At 73.4% G+C, this 17,059-nt stretch carries 11 protein-coding genes and 1 pseudogene; 8 read left to right on the top strand and 4 right to left on the bottom strand.

Features of this window, described 5'->3' with window-relative positions; genetic code table 11:
• Window positions 1-15: 15 nt before the first annotated feature.
• Window positions 16-1,116, top strand: a complete 1,101-nt coding sequence (locus ACGFIZ_RS22935) for a sugar-binding protein (RefSeq protein ID WP_347668978.1) — start codon at window positions 16-18, stop codon at window positions 1,114-1,116.
• Window positions 1,117-1,524: 408 nt separating this feature from the next.
• On the opposite strand, the gene ACGFIZ_RS22930 is transcribed toward ACGFIZ_RS22935, so the two are convergent.
• From ACGFIZ_RS22930 to ACGFIZ_RS22920, 3 genes are all read right to left on the bottom strand, one after another.
• On the bottom strand, window positions 1,525-3,108 hold the full coding sequence (locus ACGFIZ_RS22930; protein WP_393422275.1) for a metallophosphoesterase family protein: 1,584 nt from the start codon (window positions 3,106-3,108) through the stop codon (window positions 1,525-1,527).
• 237 nt (window positions 3,109-3,345) lie between these two features.
• A complete protein-coding gene (locus ACGFIZ_RS22925) occupies window positions 3,346-3,849 on the bottom strand; it encodes a GNAT family N-acetyltransferase (RefSeq protein WP_393422273.1) in 504 nt (167 codons plus the stop codon).
• Between the two features lie 23 nt (window positions 3,850-3,872).
• Window positions 3,873-5,159 carry an erythromycin esterase family protein gene (locus ACGFIZ_RS22920; RefSeq protein ID WP_393422271.1) on the bottom strand — a complete coding sequence of 429 codons (1,287 nt, stop codon included), beginning with the start codon at window positions 5,157-5,159 and terminating at the stop codon, window positions 3,873-3,875.
• Between the two features lie 236 nt (window positions 5,160-5,395).
• Here ACGFIZ_RS22920 and ACGFIZ_RS22915 point away from each other — a divergent pair, with 236 nt between their 5' ends.
• The 4 genes from ACGFIZ_RS22915 (at window position 5,396) to ACGFIZ_RS22900 (ending at window position 11,800) form a co-directional block, all read left to right on the top strand.
• Window positions 5,396-5,578: a hypothetical protein gene (locus tag ACGFIZ_RS22915; RefSeq protein WP_393422269.1), complete on the top strand. Its 183-nt coding sequence runs from the start codon at window positions 5,396-5,398 to the stop codon at window positions 5,576-5,578.
• A gap of 222 nt (window positions 5,579-5,800) precedes the next feature.
• On the top strand, window positions 5,801-7,567 hold the full coding sequence (locus ACGFIZ_RS22910; RefSeq protein ID WP_393422267.1) for a thiamine pyrophosphate-dependent enzyme: 1,767 nt from the start codon (window positions 5,801-5,803) through the stop codon (window positions 7,565-7,567).
• A gap of 20 nt (window positions 7,568-7,587) precedes the next feature.
• The gene (locus ACGFIZ_RS22905) at window positions 7,588-10,716 is read left to right on the top strand and encodes an FAD-binding and (Fe-S)-binding domain-containing protein (RefSeq protein WP_393422381.1); all 3,129 of its coding nucleotides are present in this window, start codon (window positions 7,588-7,590) and stop codon (window positions 10,714-10,716) included.
• Window positions 10,717-10,720: 4 nt separating this feature from the next.
• Entirely contained in the window at window positions 10,721-11,800 is a 1,080-nt protein-coding gene (locus ACGFIZ_RS22900; RefSeq protein ID WP_393422265.1) for an enolase C-terminal domain-like protein, read from the top strand.
• Between the two features lie 84 nt (window positions 11,801-11,884).
• Here the strand turns inward: ACGFIZ_RS22900 and ACGFIZ_RS22895 are convergent, their stop codons facing one another.
• A complete protein-coding gene (locus ACGFIZ_RS22895) occupies window positions 11,885-13,477 on the bottom strand; it encodes a GMC family oxidoreductase (protein WP_393422263.1) in 1,593 nt (530 codons plus the stop codon).
• Between the two features lie 481 nt (window positions 13,478-13,958).
• On the opposite strand from ACGFIZ_RS22895, the pseudogene ACGFIZ_RS22890 reads away from it, so the two are divergent.
• The 3 genes and pseudogenes from ACGFIZ_RS22890 to ACGFIZ_RS22880 all read left to right on the top strand — a co-directional run.
• Window positions 13,959-14,147 (top strand): annotated as a pseudogene (locus tag ACGFIZ_RS22890) (hypothetical protein); the annotation flags it as partial.
• Window positions 14,068-16,308, top strand: a complete 2,241-nt coding sequence (locus ACGFIZ_RS22885) for a proprotein convertase P-domain-containing protein (protein ID WP_393422379.1) — start codon at window positions 14,068-14,070, stop codon at window positions 16,306-16,308. The pseudogene ACGFIZ_RS22890 and the gene ACGFIZ_RS22885, both read left to right, overlap by 80 nt.
• A 261-nt stretch (window positions 16,309-16,569) precedes the next feature.
• Window positions 16,570-16,950, top strand: coding sequence for a DUF1622 domain-containing protein (locus ACGFIZ_RS22880; RefSeq protein ID WP_393422261.1), 381 nt, complete (start codon window positions 16,570-16,572; stop codon window positions 16,948-16,950).
• Window positions 16,951-17,059 lie beyond the last annotated feature (109 nt).

Here is a 17,059-nt window from a genome sequence, read left to right as displayed (position 1 = left end):
AGGGCAGCACTCCCCATGCGCAAACTGCTCGGTAAGTCGGTGGCGATCGGCGCCATCGCCGCGCTCGCTCTGACCGCCTGCGGCTCGGGCCGCGACGAGGAGTCCGGCAGCTCCGGCGGCGACAGCAAGGGCTTCGCGGCCAACGCCCTGATCGGTGTGGCCCTGCCGTCGAAGACCTCCGAGAACTGGGTCCTCGCCGGTGACCTGTTCGTCAACGGCCTGAAGGAGGCCGGCTTCTCCAGCGACGTGCAGTACGCGGGCGCGTCGACGACGGTCGCCGACCAGCAGGCGCAGATCACCGCCATGGTCACCAAGGGCGCCAAGGTCATCGTCATCGGCGCGACCGACGCCGCGCAGCTGTCGACCCAGGTCGCCGCGGCCCACGCGGCCGGCGCGAAGGTCATCGCCTACGACCGGCTCATCCTGAACACCCCCGACCTCGACTACTACGTCGCGTTCGACAACTTCAAGGTCGGCCAGCTCCAGGGCCAGGCCCTGCTGGACGGCATGAAGGCCAAGAAGCCGAACGGCCCGTACAACATCGAGCTGTTCTCCGGCTCGCCGGACGACAACAACGCCGGCGTCTTCTTCAACGGCGCGATGGACGTCCTCAAGCCCGAGATCGACAAGGGCAACGTGGTCGTCGCCTCGAAGCAGACCGACGTCAAGCAGACCGCCATCCAGGGTTGGAAGGCCGAGGGCGCGCAGGCCCGGATGGACCAGCTGCTGACCTCGACGTACGGCAACAAGGAACTGGACGGGGTGCTGTCCCCGAACGACACCCTCGCCCGCGCGATCATCACCTCGATCAAGGGTGCCGGCAAGCCGATTCCGGTCGTGACCGGCCAGGACTCCGAGGTCGAGTCGGTCAAGTCGATCATGGCGGGCGAGCAGTACATGACCATCAACAAGGACACCCGGAACCTGGTGAAGCAGACCATCGCCATGGTCAAGGCCCTGCAGGCCGGCAACACCCCCGAGGTGAACGACACCAAGTCGTACAACAACGGCGTCAAGGTCGTCGACACGTACCTGCTGCCGCCGCTCGCCGTCACCAAGGCGAACGCGGCCGAGGCGTACGCCAACGACCCGAAGCTCGCGCCGCTCACCAAGTGAGCGCCGCCGCGGGCTAGCCGCTGACGGCCGAGGGGTCCCGGAGCACCCGCTCCGGGACCCCTCGTCGTCGAGTACGGGCGACCCGCGCCGGCCCGTCGTCCGCCGCCGGTCTGAGCGGAGGCCAGCCCGCAGGCTGATCCGAGACTCAACCCGTGGGCGGATCTTCCGCGGCGACGCGACGGCCCGCCAGGCAGATCCCAGGAGGTCTGAGCAGCCACGATGGGCCCACCCTGAAGACGTGCAAGGGGGCCGACTGCCCGGAGGAGGGCGGAGAGACCGGTATGGTCAACCCGGACTACCTCGGCACCGGCCCGATCTCCTGGCCCGGGGTCTGACACGGTGACCGGGCCCATGCGGCGCCGCGTGCGGCGCGGCATGGGCCCGTATCCCTTCCGGGAGCGGCGTGGGTCACGGCCCGGCGAGAGGGAACTCGTCGAACAGGACCACCTCGGCGTCGGGGTCGACGGTGTCGAAGCGGTACGAGCGGACCATCCCGTCGGCGGTGTCCAGCAGCGTGAAGGCGGTGATGTCGTTGCTCGCCACGTACGGCAGGACGGCGCCGTCGGGCCCGGCCAGCGGCGCGACGGTGGGCACGATCGGGGCCAGGCCGCCCGGGTCGCCCTGCTGGACGTACCCGTCCGGCAGTTCGCGCGACCGGCCGGACGTCACGTCGTAGGCGCCGTAGCTGTTGCCGACGTTGGACGTCTCCAGCCAGTGCACGCCGGCCGCGTTGCGGAACCGGTTCCACACGTGCGAGTGTCCGTTGAGGACCAGGTGGACCCCGGCGGAGTCGAGCAGCGGCTCGACGTCGCGCAGGATGTGGTCGTCGGCCTGCGGGTAGTGGTAGGTGATCCCGTCGGGCCCGATCGTCGGCACCGGATCGGTGAACGGCGGGGCGGAGTGGTGACCGAGCCCGTGGCTCGGGTGGTGGAACATCACCACCCGGTACCGGGCCGCCCGCGCCGCGGGGGAGGCCAGTTCGGCGGCGAGCCAGCGGTACTGGGCCGAGCCGCGGGCGACCGGCTCGAAGATGAACTGGCCGTGCCCCCAGCGCTCCGGCCGGTCGACGTCCCCGGCGGCCTCCTGGAACCTGCCCCGCCCGGTGAGCTTGGGCGTACGCCAGATCGTCGTGGCGAACAGGGCGATCAGGTGGACGTCGCCGATGGTCCGCGACCACCAGCGCGGCCCGCCCGCGTCGCTGCGCGGCACCGGGAACAGCTCCTCGTACGTGGTGACGTCCCAGGCGCCGGGCTGCGGATCGTTGAACTGCTCCTCCAGCGACGCGGTCTGCGACCAGCGTCCCATCACCTCGTGGTTGCCGATGGCCGGGTAGAGCGGGGTGTTCGGCAGGATCGGCGCGCCCGGCCAGCGGCCGTCGGCCCGGCCGGCGAAGCTGGTGAAGAACGCCGGCCGGCGGGCGCTGTCGAACCAGTCGCTGGCCCGGTCCGGGACGTTGACCATGTCCCCGGCCATCAGCACCCCGTCGAGCGCGGTGCCGGCGGTCTCGCCGACCTTGGTCAGGTTCGCGGGGACCATCGGCATGAGCTGGTGGTCGCTGGTCAGCAGCAGCCGGACCGGCCGCCCGGGCGGGACGGCCGGGGCGAGGCTGTGGGCGGCGGTGACGCTCGCGCGGCCGTCGTCGTCGACCGACACGACCCGGTACGGGCTGCGCCCGGCCGGTAGCCCGCCGATCAGGGCCAGGTGCCGGTACACCGGGCGGCGGGTCACCCCGGCGTACGTCCGGCCCGGCACCGACGACCCGGCGTCCTCCCGGGTACGCGACAGCGGGCGGGTCTCGGCGCGGAACCGCCGCCACCCCGGGCCCGCGTCGGCGGGGCCGGTGGCGGCGGCGTGCGCCTGCCGTTCGGTCAGCCCCGGCACCCCGGCGCCGACCAGCGCGACCTGGCACCTGCCGGCCTGCTCGGTGTGCCACAGTACGTGGACCCCGTCGGGCCCCGGATCGAGCAGGTACGGCTCGCACAGCAACGTCACGCAGTGAGTATGCGGGCCGCCGGATCCGCCGCGGGGGCCCGAGTGGCGCGGCCGGGAGTGCCGACCCGGATGGAGGGGCGCCGTTGGTGCCCACGATCGCCCGCGGCGCTGCTGGGCCGGCTCGACGCGTACCTGTTGCTGCTGGCCCCGGCGGTGGCGGCCGGCGCGGTGGTGCTGGCCACGCTGGCCTGGCGGCGTGCCCTGCGCTCGTACGCCGGCGCCAGACCGTCTGGTGTGTCAGCCCACGGTGGGGCTGCGGCGTTCGAGCAGCACTACGTCGCGCCACCTGCCGTGGTGCCGGCCGAGGCGGTGGCGGACGCCGACGGTACGGAACCCGCAGGCGTGGTGCAGGGCGATGCTGGCGGTGTTCTCGGGGAAGACGCCGGACTGGATGGTCCAGATGCCGGCCGCCTCGGTGGACGCGATCAGCGCCCGCAGCAGCGTCCGGCCGATGCCTCGCCCCTGCGCGTCGGGACGGACGTAGACGGAGTGCTCGACGACTCCCGCGTAGACGCCGCGGTCGGACACGGCGGCGCAGGCGACCCAGCCCAGCACCCGGTCCCGGTCGTCGACGGCGACGTGGCGGTGGCCCGGCAGCCGGCGGGCGGTGAAGTCCTCCCAGCTCGGCGGGCTGGTCTCGAAGGTGGCGTCGCCGCCGGCGATGCCCTGCCGGTAGATGTCGAGGACGGCCTCGGCGTGCCAGTCGGCCATCGGCACCACGGTGATCCCCTGCGTACGCATTCCCGCAGGCTACGGGTCCGGGGTCAGACGCCCGACGGGTACGTCTCCGGCTCGGCGAGGCTCGCGGGGCGCACGCGCAACGGCCGCACGGCCTGGGACTCGTCGACCCAGCAGAAGGCGTCGTACCGCTCGCCGAGCACGGTGGGCACGTAGTTGCCCCAGCGTTCCCGCTCGGGGTGGTAGACCACGCCGATCGCCCGGTGGTCGAGCTCGTCGGTGAGCAGGTCGGGTCGGCCGTCGCGGGGGAAGACGAACAGGGCCTGCGCCGGCGCGGCGCCGTGCAGCACCTCCTCCAGGGAGTGTCGCCGGCCCGGCGGCACCGGCATCACCTCCACCGGCGCGCCCCAGGCGTCGCCGGCGACCACGGTGCCGTGGTGGGTGCCGAAGCCGACCAGCACGACCTGCTCCGCGCCGTACCGTTCCCGGGCGAGCTGGCCGATGTTGACCTCGCCCGCGTCGGCCATGTCGGTGGCCCGCGCGTCGCCGACGTGCGTGTTGTGCGCCCAGACGATCCCCTTCGCGCCGGGCCCGTAGTGCGCCAGGAGCCGGTCGAGGGTGTCGTCCATGTGCCGGTCGCGGACGTTCCAGGACTCCCGGCCGCCGCGCACCATCGTCCGGTAGTAGCGCTCGGCGCCGGCGACGACCTCCGCGTTCTGCCACGCGCCGAAGAACCCGGCGCCGTCGGCCGCGGCCCGCTCGCGCAGCGCGACGAGGAGGTCGACGACCTCGTTCTCGCAGTTGTTCGGCACCAGCCGGGTCGCCAGCGCGTACTGCTGCGCGTCCTCGGAGTAGGGCTGGAAGCAGCGGTAGGCGGCGAGCGCCGCCGGCACCTGCTCCGGGTCGTGCTCGCGCAGGTGGACGAGGATCTCGCGCAGCGACTCCCACAGCGAGTACACGTCCAGCCCGTGGAAGCCCGCGCGGGCGGGCTCGTCCACCCGGCTGTTGTGCACGCGCAGCCAGCGGGTGAAGTCGACGACCTCCTCGTTGGCCCACATCCACGTCGGCCACCGCTCGAACGTGGCCAGGGCCTCGCGTGGGTCGTCGGGCGCGCCGGCCAGGCAGCGTACGCTGCGGTCGACCCGGTCGCAGTCCGGCCAGTCGCCCTCGACCGCGACGAACGAGAAGCCCTTCTCCTCGATCAGCCGTCGGCTGATCGCCGCCCGCCAGGTGTAGAACTCGTGCGTGCCGTGGCTCGCCTCGCCCAGCATGACCACGCGGGCGTCGCCCACCCGGTCCAACAGCACGTCCAGGTCACCGGGGTCGGCCAGCGGCGCCGCGAGCCCGGTCACCTCGTCGTCGTAGCGTCCCATCGCTCACTCCCGGTACGTCGGCTGCCGGTCCGTGTCGCCGAGGTCGGTCGGGCGGCCCCACGCGCACGCGCGGCGGGCCCGGTCGGGTCGACACGGGGTGGCTTACCCGGCAGCGGTGCCGCCATGCGGGGCGGTCGACCGCGCACACCGGGTGACGCCGGCCGTGCCGCCCGTTTGCATCGCTGCCGGGTGGGTAGCCGCCGACGTCCAGCGGGCGGGCGGAAGGCGGCGCAGCGATGAACAGGGGCCGGATCGGCGACATGGCCGTCAGCGCGGCCGGCAACGTGGCCGGGGCGATGGTCGATCCCCGACAGGGACTCACGAAGCTGCGCTCGGTGGTCACCGTGCGCAGCCTCGTCGCGGCGGCGGCGGGGGCCGCCGTCGGCTTCCTGGTGCTGCGGGCGACCCGGCGTGGCTGACGGCGTGCTCTGGGTGGCGGGTGACGGGTCGGGTTCGGTCCGAGGGCCGCGGGGGGCGGGCAGCGGGCCGGCGTCGCCACGATCGTGCGGGTGTCCGGCCGAACGGCCTATCCGGACTTTTGCCGCTAATAGGATCTGCCTGCCGCCCTTCGGAACCGGTGCGGCTGCGAGGCCGGCCGGGACGGACCGAGGCGGGCGGAACGCCGGGATCAGGAGGCTGACGTGCAGGAGATCGTGGGGGAGAGCCTGGCCCGGAGACTGGTGGACTGGGGCGTCGACACCGTCTTCGGGCTGCCCGGGGACGGCATCAACGGCCTGATGGAGGGCTTCCGCCGGCAGCGGGAGAAGCTGACCTTCGTGCTGGTGCACCACGAGGAGGCGGCCGCCTTCATGGCCACCGGCTACGCCAAGGCCACCGGCCGGCTCGGCGTCTGCGTCGCGACGTCCGGCCCCGGGGCCATCCACCTGCTCAACGGCCTGTACGACGCCAAGCTCGACCACACGCCCGTGCTGGCGATCACCGGCATGCAGGAGACCTCGGTGCTCGGGTCGCGCTACCAGCAGGAGGTGCACACCCCGCTGCTGTACCACGACGTGGCCGACTACAACCTGATGGTGACCAACCCGCAGCAGGTGCCCGGGGTGGTCGACATCGCCGTCCGCAACGCCCTGGCCAAGCGGACCGTGTCGCACCTCAGCTTTCCCAACGACGTCCAGGTCGCCGCGGCCGGTCAGGACCCCTACCGGCACGTGAGCCCGGGGGAGCCGCCGATGAGCAGCCCGGTGCTGTCGCAGCCCCCGACGCCGGCGGCCCAGGACGACCTGGCCCGGGCGGCGCAGGTGCTCAACGCCGGCAGGAAGGTCGCCATGCTGGTCGGCGTCGGCGCGCGCGGCGCCCGCGACGAGGTGCTCGCCGTGGCCGAGAAGCTGGCCAGCCCCGTCGTCAAGACGCTGCCCGGCAAGATGGTGGTGCCCGACGACCACCCGCTCACCACCGGTGGCCTCGGCCTGCTCGGCACCCGGCCGAGCGAGGAGCTGATGGAGGAGTGCGACACCCTCCTGATGGTCGGCACGTCCTTCCCGTACGGGAAGTACCTGCCCTCTCCCGGCCAGGCGCGGGTGGTGCAGATCGACGTCGACCCCAGCCTGGTCGGCCTGCGACTGCCGGTGGACGCGGCGGTGACCGCCGACGCCCGGCTGGCGTTGCAGCAGCTCCTGCCGATGCTCCAGAGCCGATCGGACCGGTCGTTCCTGGAGAAGTACCAGCGCGCGCACGGCGCCTGGCGCACGGAGATGGTCTCGTTGCAGGACCCGGGCCGCCACCCGATCGCCCCGCAGTACCTGATGAGCTGCGTGGACGCGGCGGCCACCTCCGACGCCATCCTGACGTGCGACTCCGGCACCATCGCCACCTGGGCGGCCCGGCACTGGACCATCCGCGGCGGCCGCGAGTTCTACCTCTCCGGCAACCTGGCCACCATGGCCCCGGGCCTGCCGTACGCGATCGCCATGCAGCGGGCGTACCCGGGCCGGCAGGTCATCGCCTTCGTCGGCGACGGCGGGTTCGCCATGCTGATGGCCGAGTTCCTCACCGCCGTGCGGCACGAACTGCCGATCAAGGTCGTCGTCAACAACAACAACTCGTACGGGCAGATCCTCTGGGAGCAGATCGTCCTCGGCTACCCCGAGTACGCCGTGCGGCACCGCCAGCCCGAGGCCGACTTCGCCGCGTGGGCGCGGGCCTGCGGCGGCTACGGCGCCAAGGTCACCGACCCGAAGGCGCTGCCGAACGCGATCCGCGAGGCACTGGCGCACCCCGGTCCGGCGCTGGTGGACTGCGACGTCAACCCGAACGAGCCGCCCATGCCCGGCAAGGTCCGGTACGAGCAGGCGCAGCACTTCACCGAGGCGTTCCTGCGCGGCCAGCCGCACAAGGTCGCCACCCTGGCATCCGTCGCCCGCGACAAGATCAACGAGCTGCGGTCGTGAGCCGCCGCGACGGTGGTCCGGTGCGCGGGGCGGTCTCGACCGCGAGCCGGGTGTCGCTGCCCGATCCGGTCCTGCGGCCACCCGAGCCGGCGCGCGACGTCGACCTTGCGGCGCTGGCCGCCGACCTGCGCGCCGAGGTCGACGGGGAGGTCCGCTTCGACGCCGGCTCCCGGGCGGCGTACGCCACCGGTGGCTCCAACTACCGGCAGGTGCCGCTCGGCCTGGTGGTGCCCCGTACGCCCGACGCGGGCGCGGCCGCCGTGGCCGTCTGCCGGCGGCACGGGGCGCCCGTGCTGTCCCGCGGCGGCGGCACCAGCCTCGGCGGGCAGGTCACCAACGTCGCGGTGGTGATCGACTGGTCGAAGTACTGCCACCGGCTGTTGGAGGTCGACCAGCGGGCGCGCACCTGCCTCGTCGAGCCGGGGATCGTGCTCGACACCCTCAACGAGCTGCTGGCCCCCCACGGGCTGGAGTTCGGCCCGCGCCCGTCCACCCACGAGAACTGCACGATCGGCGGGATGATCGGCAACAACTCGTGCGGGTCGACCGCGCAGCGCGCCGGCAAGGTCGTCGACAACGTCGTGGAGTTGGAGGTGCTGCTCTACGACGGCACCCGCATGTGGGTAGGCGAGACCACCGACGAGCGGTACGCGGAGATCCAGCGGCGCGGCGGCCGCGAGGCTGACCTGTACCGCCGGCTGCGGGCGCTGCGCGACGAGTACGCCGACCAGATCCGCGGTCGCTACCCCCACATTCCGCGCCGGGTCTCCGGCTACAACCTCGACAGCCTGCTGCCGGAGAAGAACTTCCACCTCGCGCAGGCGCTCGTCGGCTCCGAGGGCACGCTGGTCACCGTGCTGCGGGCGCGGCTGAGGCTGGTGCCGGTGGTGCCGGCCAAGTCGCTGGTGTTCCTGTCGTACCCCGACATCGCCGCGGCCGGCGACGACGTCCCCCGGATCCTGCCGTACGGCCCGATCGCCCTGGAGGGCCTGGACGACAAACTGATCAACTTCGAGAAGCGCAAGCACCTGCACCCGGAGGCACTGCACAAGCTGCCCCCCGGCGGCGGCTGGCTGATGGTGCAGTTCGGCGGCGACACCCTCGCCGAGGCGGACGCCGCCGCCGACCGGATGCTCGCCGCCCTGCGCGGCGACGGCGGGCCGACGGTGCACCGGTTCGACGGCGGGGTGGACGAGGAGCAGATGTGGGCGGTCCGCGAGTCCGGGCTCGGGGCCACCGCCCGGGTGCCCGGCGAGCCCGACACCTGGGAGGGCTGGGAGGACTCGGCGGTCGCCCCGGAGCGGCTCGGCGACTACCTGCGCGACCTCGACCGCCTCCTCCACGAGTACGGCTTCGAGCAGGCGTCGCTGTACGGGCACTTCGGGCAGGGCTGCGTGCACACCCGCATCCCGTTCCAGCTGACGACGGCCGAGGGCGTACGCCAGTTCCGCTCCTTCGTCGAGCGCGCCGCGGACCTGGTGGTCTCCTACGGCGGTTCCTTCTCCGGCGAGCACGGCGACGGGCAGGCCCGCGGCGAACTGCTGGCGAAGATGTACGGCGACCGGCTGATCCGCGCGTTCGGGCAGTTCAAGGCCATCTTCGACCCCGACGACCGGATGAACCCGGGTAAGCTGGCCGCCCCGTACCCGCTGGACAGCCACCTGCGGCTCGGCGTCGACTACAACCACGGTGACGTGGACACGCATTTCCGCTATCCCGACGACTCCGGCAGTTTCGGCCGGGCCGTGCTGCGCTGCGTGGGCGTCGGCAGGTGCCGGCGGGAGCACGGCGGGGTGATGTGCCCGTCCTACATGGTCACCCGGGAGGAGAAGCACGCCACCCGCGGGCGCGCCCGGCTGCTGTTCGAGATGCTCGACGGCACCGCCCGGGGCGGCGTCATCGGCGACGGCTGGCGCTCCGAGGCCGTGCACGACGCCCTGGACCTCTGCCTGGCATGCAAGGGCTGCAAGGCCGACTGTCCGGTCAACGTCGACATGGCCACCTACAAGGCGGAGTTCCTGTCCCACCACTACCGGGGCCGGCTGCGCCCCCGCGCGCACTACTCCATGGGCTGGCTGCCGGCGGCGGCCGTGGCCGCCGCGTACGCGCCGCGGGCGGTCAACGCCCTGGCGCACGCGCCCGGGCTGAGCCGGATCGCCAAGGCGGCCGGCGGGATCGACCGGCGCCGGGACATCCCGCTCTTCGCCACCGAGTCCTTCCAGCGCTGGTTCGCCCGTCGCACGCCGGGCGGGACCGGGGCGCGCGGCGAGGTGCTGCTGTGGCCGGACACGTTCACCAACCACTTCCACCCCGGCGTCGCCCGGGCGGCGGTCGAGGTGTTGGAGGCGGCCGGCTGGCGGGTCCGCGTCCCGGCCCAACCGGTCTGCTGCGGGCTGACCTGGATCTCCACCGGACAGCTCGGCACGGCCAAGCGGGTGCTGCGGCGCACCCTGACGGTGCTGCGCCCCTTCCTGCGCGCCGGCACACCGGTGGTGGGGCTGGAGCCGAGCTGCACGGCCGTCTTCCGCAGCGACGCCCGCGAGCTGTTCCCCGACGACCGGGACGTCGACAAGCTGCGGGAGCAGACCGTCACCCTGGCCGAGCTGCTGCGCGACCACACCCCCGGCTGGCGGCCGCCCGCCCCGCCGGCGCACGCGCTGATCCAGACCCACTGCCACCAGCACGCGATCCTCGGCACCGCCGCCGACCAGGAGGTGCTGCGGGCCGCCGGGGTGCGCGCCGAGTTCCTCGACTCCGGCTGCTGCGGCCTGGCCGGCAACTTCGGCTTCGAACAGGGGCACTACGAGGTCTCCGAGGCGTGCGCCGAACGCGTGCTGCTGCCGGCCGTACGCGACGCCGCCGACACCGACGTCGTCCTCGCCGACGGGTTCAGCTGCCGGACCCAGGTCGAGCAGGGCGCCGCCGGCGGTCGCACGGCGATCCACCTCGCCGAACTGCTCCGCGCCGGCCTGCGCGGCGAGCCGGTGACCGGCCGACCCGAACGGCGGTGGGCCGAACGCCCCGAGCCGCCGTCCCGGGCCGCGCGGCTGCTCGCCGCCGGCCTCGTCGGCGCGACCGCGCTCGCGCCCGTCGCCGCGCTGGCCGCCCGCTGGCGCGGCGGACGGCGGCGTGCGGCGTCGGGCCGGTGACGCCGTGCGGTTGAGCGCCGCCGCGTACCGGGTGCCGACCGACGCGCCGGAGGGCGACGGCACCCTCGCCTGGACCGACACCATCATGGTGCTGGTCCGTGCGCAGGCCGACGGGCACGACGGGATCGGCTGGACGTACGGGCCGGCCGCCGTCGTCCCGGTCGTGACGGAGCTGCTCGCCCCCGTGGTCACCGACCTCGACCCGGACGACGTGCCCGCCGCCTGGTCCAGCATGCGGCGGCGGCTGCGCAACGCCGGCCGGCCCGGGATCGCCGGCCTCGCGCTGTCGGCCGCCGACTGCGCCGTGTGGGACCTCAAGGCCCGCCGGCACGGGCTTCCGCTGGCCCGACTGCTCGGCACGGCCCGCCGGCGGGTCCCGGTGTACGGCAGCGGCGGGTTCACCACGTACGACGCGCAGCGGCAGCACGGGCAGCTGTCCGCCTGGGTGCACGACCAGGGCATCCCCCGCATCAAGATCAAGATTGGTGGGTCCTGCGGGACGGAGGTGCCGCGCGACCTGGCCCGGATGGCCGCGGCGCGGCGCACGATCGGCGACGCCGCCGAGCTGTACGTCGACGCCAACGGCGCCTACCAGCGCAAACAGGCGATCCGGGTGGCCCGGGCCGCCGCCGACCTCGACGTGCGCTGGTACGAGGAGCCGGTCAGCTCCGACGACCTCGCCGGCCTCGGGCTGGTCCGCGACCAGGTGCTGCCCGACGTGACGGCCGGCGAGTACGGCTTCGACCTGGCGTACTTCCACCGGATGGCCCCGTACGTCGACTGCCTCCAGATCGACGTCACCCGCTGCGGCGGGATCACCGAGTTCCTCCGGGCGGCGGCGGTGGCCGCGGCGGCCGGGCTGGAGGTCTCCGCGCACTGCGCCCCGCACCAGCACCTGGCGGTCGCCGCCGCGACGCCGAACCTGCGGCACCTGGAGTGGTTCCACGACCACGTCCGCATCGAGTCGATGCTGTTCGACGGGGCGGTGCCGGCGACGGGGGGCGCCGCGCCCGTGCCGCTGGACCGGCCGGGCAACGGGCTGGAGCTGCGCGCGGCCGAGGCCGAGGCGTACCGGGTGCGCTGAGCCGCCGCCCGCACGTGGGTGTCGGCGGCGGAGTGGTGCACGAAGGCGCCCTCGCGGCGCCCCCGGCACCAGACCGGGCCGGGATCAGGCCGCGCGGATCAGGTCGGCGGCCCGCCAGGCGAGCGCCATCACCGGGGCGTTGAGGTAAGCGGAGACCAGCACCGGCAGCACGGAGGCGTCGACGACCCGCAGCCCGTCCACGCCCCGCACCCGCAGCCGCGGGTCCACCACCGACTCGTCGTCCGGGCCCATCGCGCAGGTGCCGACCGCGTGGTAGCCGCAGTAGCCGAGCCGTACCGCCGCGTCGACGATCTCGTCGTCGTCCTGCACCTCGGGCCCGGGCAGGGTCTCCGCCGAGATCCGCTTCGCGATCGGCCCGGTGGCGAACAGCTCCCGCACCCGGCGGAGGGCGGCCACCATGACCCGCCGGTCGTGCGCGGTGTCGAAGTAGTTGGCGACGATGCGCGGCGGCGCCTCCGGGTCCGCGGACGTGATGGCCAGGCTGCCCTCGCTGTCCGGCCGGGTCACCGTGGCCAGGGCCATCAGCCCCGGCTCGGTCTCCAGCTCCAGCGCGCGTCCCGGACGCTGTGGGGCCGCCGAGAACGGCGCGACCAGCAGCGTCGTGTCGGGACGCTCGGCCTGCGGACCGGACCGGACGTACGCCCCGACGTCGTGCACCGGCAGGGCGAGCAGCCCGCGGCGGGTCAGCAGGTAGCGCAGCGCGGCCCGCGCCTGGCCGAGCGGGCGGCCCAGCACGTGGTTGTAGCCGCCCCTGGCGGCCAGCCGGAACTGCGTCGGCACCGCCCGGTGCTCCCGTAGCCCGGCGCCCACCCGGGGGCGGTCGAGCAGCACCTCCACCCCGGCGCGGCGCAGCGTGTCGGCCGGCCCGATGCCGGAGAGCTGCAGCAACTGCGGGGTGGCGAGCGCGCCGGCGGCGAGGACGACCTCGGCGGCGGCCGCGTAGTCGACCGTCCGCCCCTGCCGCCGGGCGCGTACCCCGACGGCCCGGCCGCCGTCCACGAGGATCCGCAGCACGAGGGTGTCCACGGCGACGGTCAGGTTGGGCCGGTCCCGGACCGGGTGCAGGAAGGCGTCGGCCGCGCTGCTGCGGCGCCCGTCGCGGATGGTCGCCATGACGTAGCCGATCCGCTCGTCGTCGCCGCCGTTCAGGTCGTCCGCCCGGCGCCAGCCCAGCTGCTCCCCGGCGGCGATCGCGTCCTCGCACAGCTCGTCGGTGCCGGTCGCGGTGGACAGCCGCAGCGGTCCGCCGGCCCCGCGCACGTCGGCGGCGCCGAGCGGGTTGTCCTCCAGCCGCTTGAAGATCGGCAGCATCGTGTCCCACCCCCAGCCGGGGTTGCCGCGGCGCTCCAGCTCGTCCCAGTCGGGGCGGTCACCGCGGCCGTACACCATGCCGTTGATCGAGCTCGACCCGCCGACCAGCCGGCCGCGCTGCCAGACCTCCTCGTGCGCCGGCCCGGCCTGCGCGGGGTAGTGCCAGGCGGTGCGCCGGTCGTCCATCAGGCGGCTGAAACCCTTGGGGACACGGACGAACGGGCTGCGGTCCCAACCGCCGGCCTCGATCAGCAGCACCCGGGTGCGGCGGTCCTCGGTCAACCGGTTGGCCAGCACGCACCCGGCCGAGCCCGCACCGACCACGATGTAGTCGAACTCCTCCACAAGGCACTCCCGTCCACGGGCACGAACGCCGCACACACCGTAGTTCGTCGGTCACCTATCGGAGAAGGTGGGCCTGCCGCGGCGCGGCGAGCCGGTCCCCGTCCAGCCCGTCGGCTCCCGTGAACGGGCGCTTTTCTGGGATGTCGTCCGTCTTCTTCGCCTTTCCGCGTGGCTGGTCGGCTATTTCCCGAGAGGGCGGATGGGTTGGGCGGCGCGGCATATCTGCCGGCGTCACTCGAAATGCCGCCTGTACGCGCAAAAGCTCGACCCGCGGGTCGGGCGGGCGCGGCGGCACGATCGGCTGCGGGACAAATCCCTCCGCGGTCGATCGTTTCGAGACTGTCAACCGCCCGAAACCTTTGCCCCCGGCTTCCGGTGGAGACTGCGACGGGGATTGATGGAACTGCCCAGCATACGGTAAATCGATCGAGAATCATATATCTCTACAATCGACCGACGTCGGCCTAGGATCGCCTCACTGTTGCAACACTCATCGATTGATGCGCCATGCGCGCACGATCAGGTAACAGAGGGAGACAGGGTAGATGAGGCTCGCACGATCATCCGGGCGCCACTGGCGGGTCGCGGCCGTGGCCGCCGCGACCGTCGCCGCCGCGGCGTTCGCCACGCCCGCCTTCGCCACGCCCGCCTTCGCCACGCCCGCCTTCGCCACGCACGCCTTCGCCACGCCCGCCTTCGCCACGCCCGCCGAGGGGCAGATCCTCCGCGCCGGCGGCCCGACCGCGGTCACCGACTCGTACATCGTGGTGCTCGACGACGGCGTGGCCGGCAGCGCCGTCGCCGCCAACGCCAGGACGCTGGTCGGTCGGCACGGCGGCACGGTCGAGCGGACGTACCAGAACGCCCTGCGCGGCTTCGAGGCGCGGATGTCGGCGGCGCAGGCCAGGCGGCTGGCGGCCGACCCGTCGGTGAAGTACGTCCAGCAGAACCACACCGTGACGCTCGCCGGCACGCAGTCGCCGACGCCGTCCTGGGGCCTGGACCGGATCGACCAGCGCAACCTGCCCCTGAACAGCTCCTACACCTACCCGAACACCGGCTCGGGCGTGAAGGCGTACATCATCGACACCGGCATCCGCTTCTCGCACAGCGACTTCGGCGGTCGCGCGGTGAGCGGCTTCGACGCCATCGACGGCGGCGCCGCGGACGACTGCAACGGGCACGGCACCCACGTGGCCGGCACGGTCGGCGGCACCAGCTACGGCGTGGCCAAGACCGTCAACCTGGTCGGCGTCCGGGTGCTCGACTGCGGCGGCAGCGGCACCTACGCCCAGGTCATCGCCGGCATCGACTGGGTCACCGGCGACCACGCCGCCGGCCAGCCCGCGGTGGCGAACATGAGCCTCGGCGGCGGCTTCGACCAGGCCACCAACGACGCGGTGACCAGGTCGATCGCCGACGGCGTGAGCTACGCCGTCGCCGCCGGCAACGAGACCGCCTCGGACGCCTGCGGCAAGTCCCCGGCCAGCACCCCCAACGCGATCACCGTCGGGGCCACCGAGAGCAACGACGCCCGGGCCAGCTACTCCAACATCGGCACCTGCCTGGACATCTTCGCGCCGGGCTCGGGGATCACCTCGGCCTGGTACACCAGCGACAGCGCCACCAACACCATCAGCGGCACGTCGATGGCCAGCCCGCACGTCGCCGGCGCGGCGGCCCTGGTGCTCACCGCCAGCCCGTCGTACACGCCGCAGCAGGTGCGCGACAAGCTCGTCAACGACGCCACCAACGGCGTCGTGACCAGCCCCGGCACCGGCTCGCCGAACAAGCTGCTCTACGTCGGCAACATCGTCCCGCCGACGCAGGACTTCTCGATCAGCGTGTCGCCGAACTCCGGCTCGGTCAACCCGGGCAGCTCCGTCACCGCGACGGTCGGCACCACCACCACCATCGGCAGCCCGCAGACGGTGAGCCTCAGCGCCAGCGGCCTGCCCACCGGCGCGACCGCGACCTTCAGCCCGTCGTCGGTCACCTCCGGCAGTTCGGCCGCCCTGACGATCAGCACCACCGGCAGCACCGCCCCGGGCACCTACGCGGTGACCATCACCGGTCGGGGCACCGTGACCACCAACACCACGTCGTACACGCTGACGGTCAACGGCCCGCCCGGCTGCTCGCAGACCAACGGCACGGACGTCACCATCCCCGACAACACCACCGTGGAGAGCTCGATCACCATCTCGGGCTGCTCCGGCAACGCCTCGGCGACCAGCACCGTCGCGGTGGACATCGTGCACACCTACATCGGTGACCTGGTGGTCACCCTGGTCGCGCCGGACGGCACCGGGTACGTCCTGCACAACCGGGCCGGCGGCGCCGCCGACAACATCAACCAGACGTTCACGGTGAACCTGTCCAGCGAGGTCGCCAACGGCACCTGGAAGCTGCGGGTCCAGGACGCCGCCGGCGGGGACACCGGCTACATCAACAGCTGGACGCTGAACCTGACCGGCGACGGCACGCCCGGCTGCACCGGCACCAACGGCACCGACGTGACGATCCCGGACAACAGCACGGTGAACAGCACCATCGCCATCAGCGGCTGCTCCGGCAACGCCTCGGCGACCAGCACCGTCGCGGTGGACATCGTGCACACCTACATCGGTGACCTGGTGGTCACCCTGGTCGCCCCGGACGGCAGCGCGTACGTCCTGCACAACCGGGCCGGCGGCGGCACCGACAACATCAACCAGACGTACACGGTCGACCTCTCCTCGGAGGCCCGCAACGGCACCTGGACCCTGCGGGTCCAGGACGCGGCCACCGCGGACACCGGCTACATCAACAGCTGGACGCTCAACCTCTGATCCGCCGCCCGCGGACCGACCAGCCGGGGCCCCGGTCTGACGTCGGGGCCCCGGCCTCTGCCGTGGCACCTCCGCCTCGCCTCGCCTCGCCTCGCCTCGCCGTGCGGGGCCGGCGCCGGGCCACCAGTCGCCTCCCCGCCGGCCCGGTTTCCGCGGGAAGCCCGGAACGCCGCCCGCGCCCGGCGGCGGTACGCGATGGTGGAGGAGAACCGGCCCAGGAACGGGTCGGGCCGGGCGACAGCGCGGGCCGGAGGCGACAGCGTGCCGACCAGGGGGTTCATCGAGCGCGTCGGGACGCTGTTGGATCTCACGGGCGTACTGGTCATCGCCGTCGGCGTCACCGGCGCCTCCGCTCTTTTCCTCTACCGCTGCTGGCGTACCCGCCGGGTCATGGACCTCTACCGTCCGTACCGGCAGGCCGTGGGCCGGGCCATCCTGCTCGGCCTGGAGCTGCTCGTCGGCGGCGACATCATCCGGACCGTGGCGGTCGCCCCGAGCTTCCGCAGCGTCGGCGTGCTGGCGTTGATCGTCCTGGTGCGGACCTTCCTCAGCTTCTCGCTCGAGGTTGAACTCGACGGGCGCTGGCCGTGGCAGCCGAGGAGGCCCGCACCGGCGGACACCAGGGCGGGGCCGCCGCGCTGACCGCCCGGGTCAGGGGATTTGGCGCGAATCGCAGAATTGCAGCGGAACAGGCTGGTTAAGGTGAATTCGCGCTGGTTCTGGGGGTGCCCGGACGAGCAGACACCGGCGG

This window comes from Micromonospora sp. NPDC048830 (genome assembly GCF_043198215.1).
GTDB lineage: Bacteria > Actinomycetota > Actinomycetes > Mycobacteriales > Micromonosporaceae > Micromonospora.
Note: the sequence above shows the minus strand (reverse complement) of the source record. Positions and strands in the feature narration are given on the sequence as shown.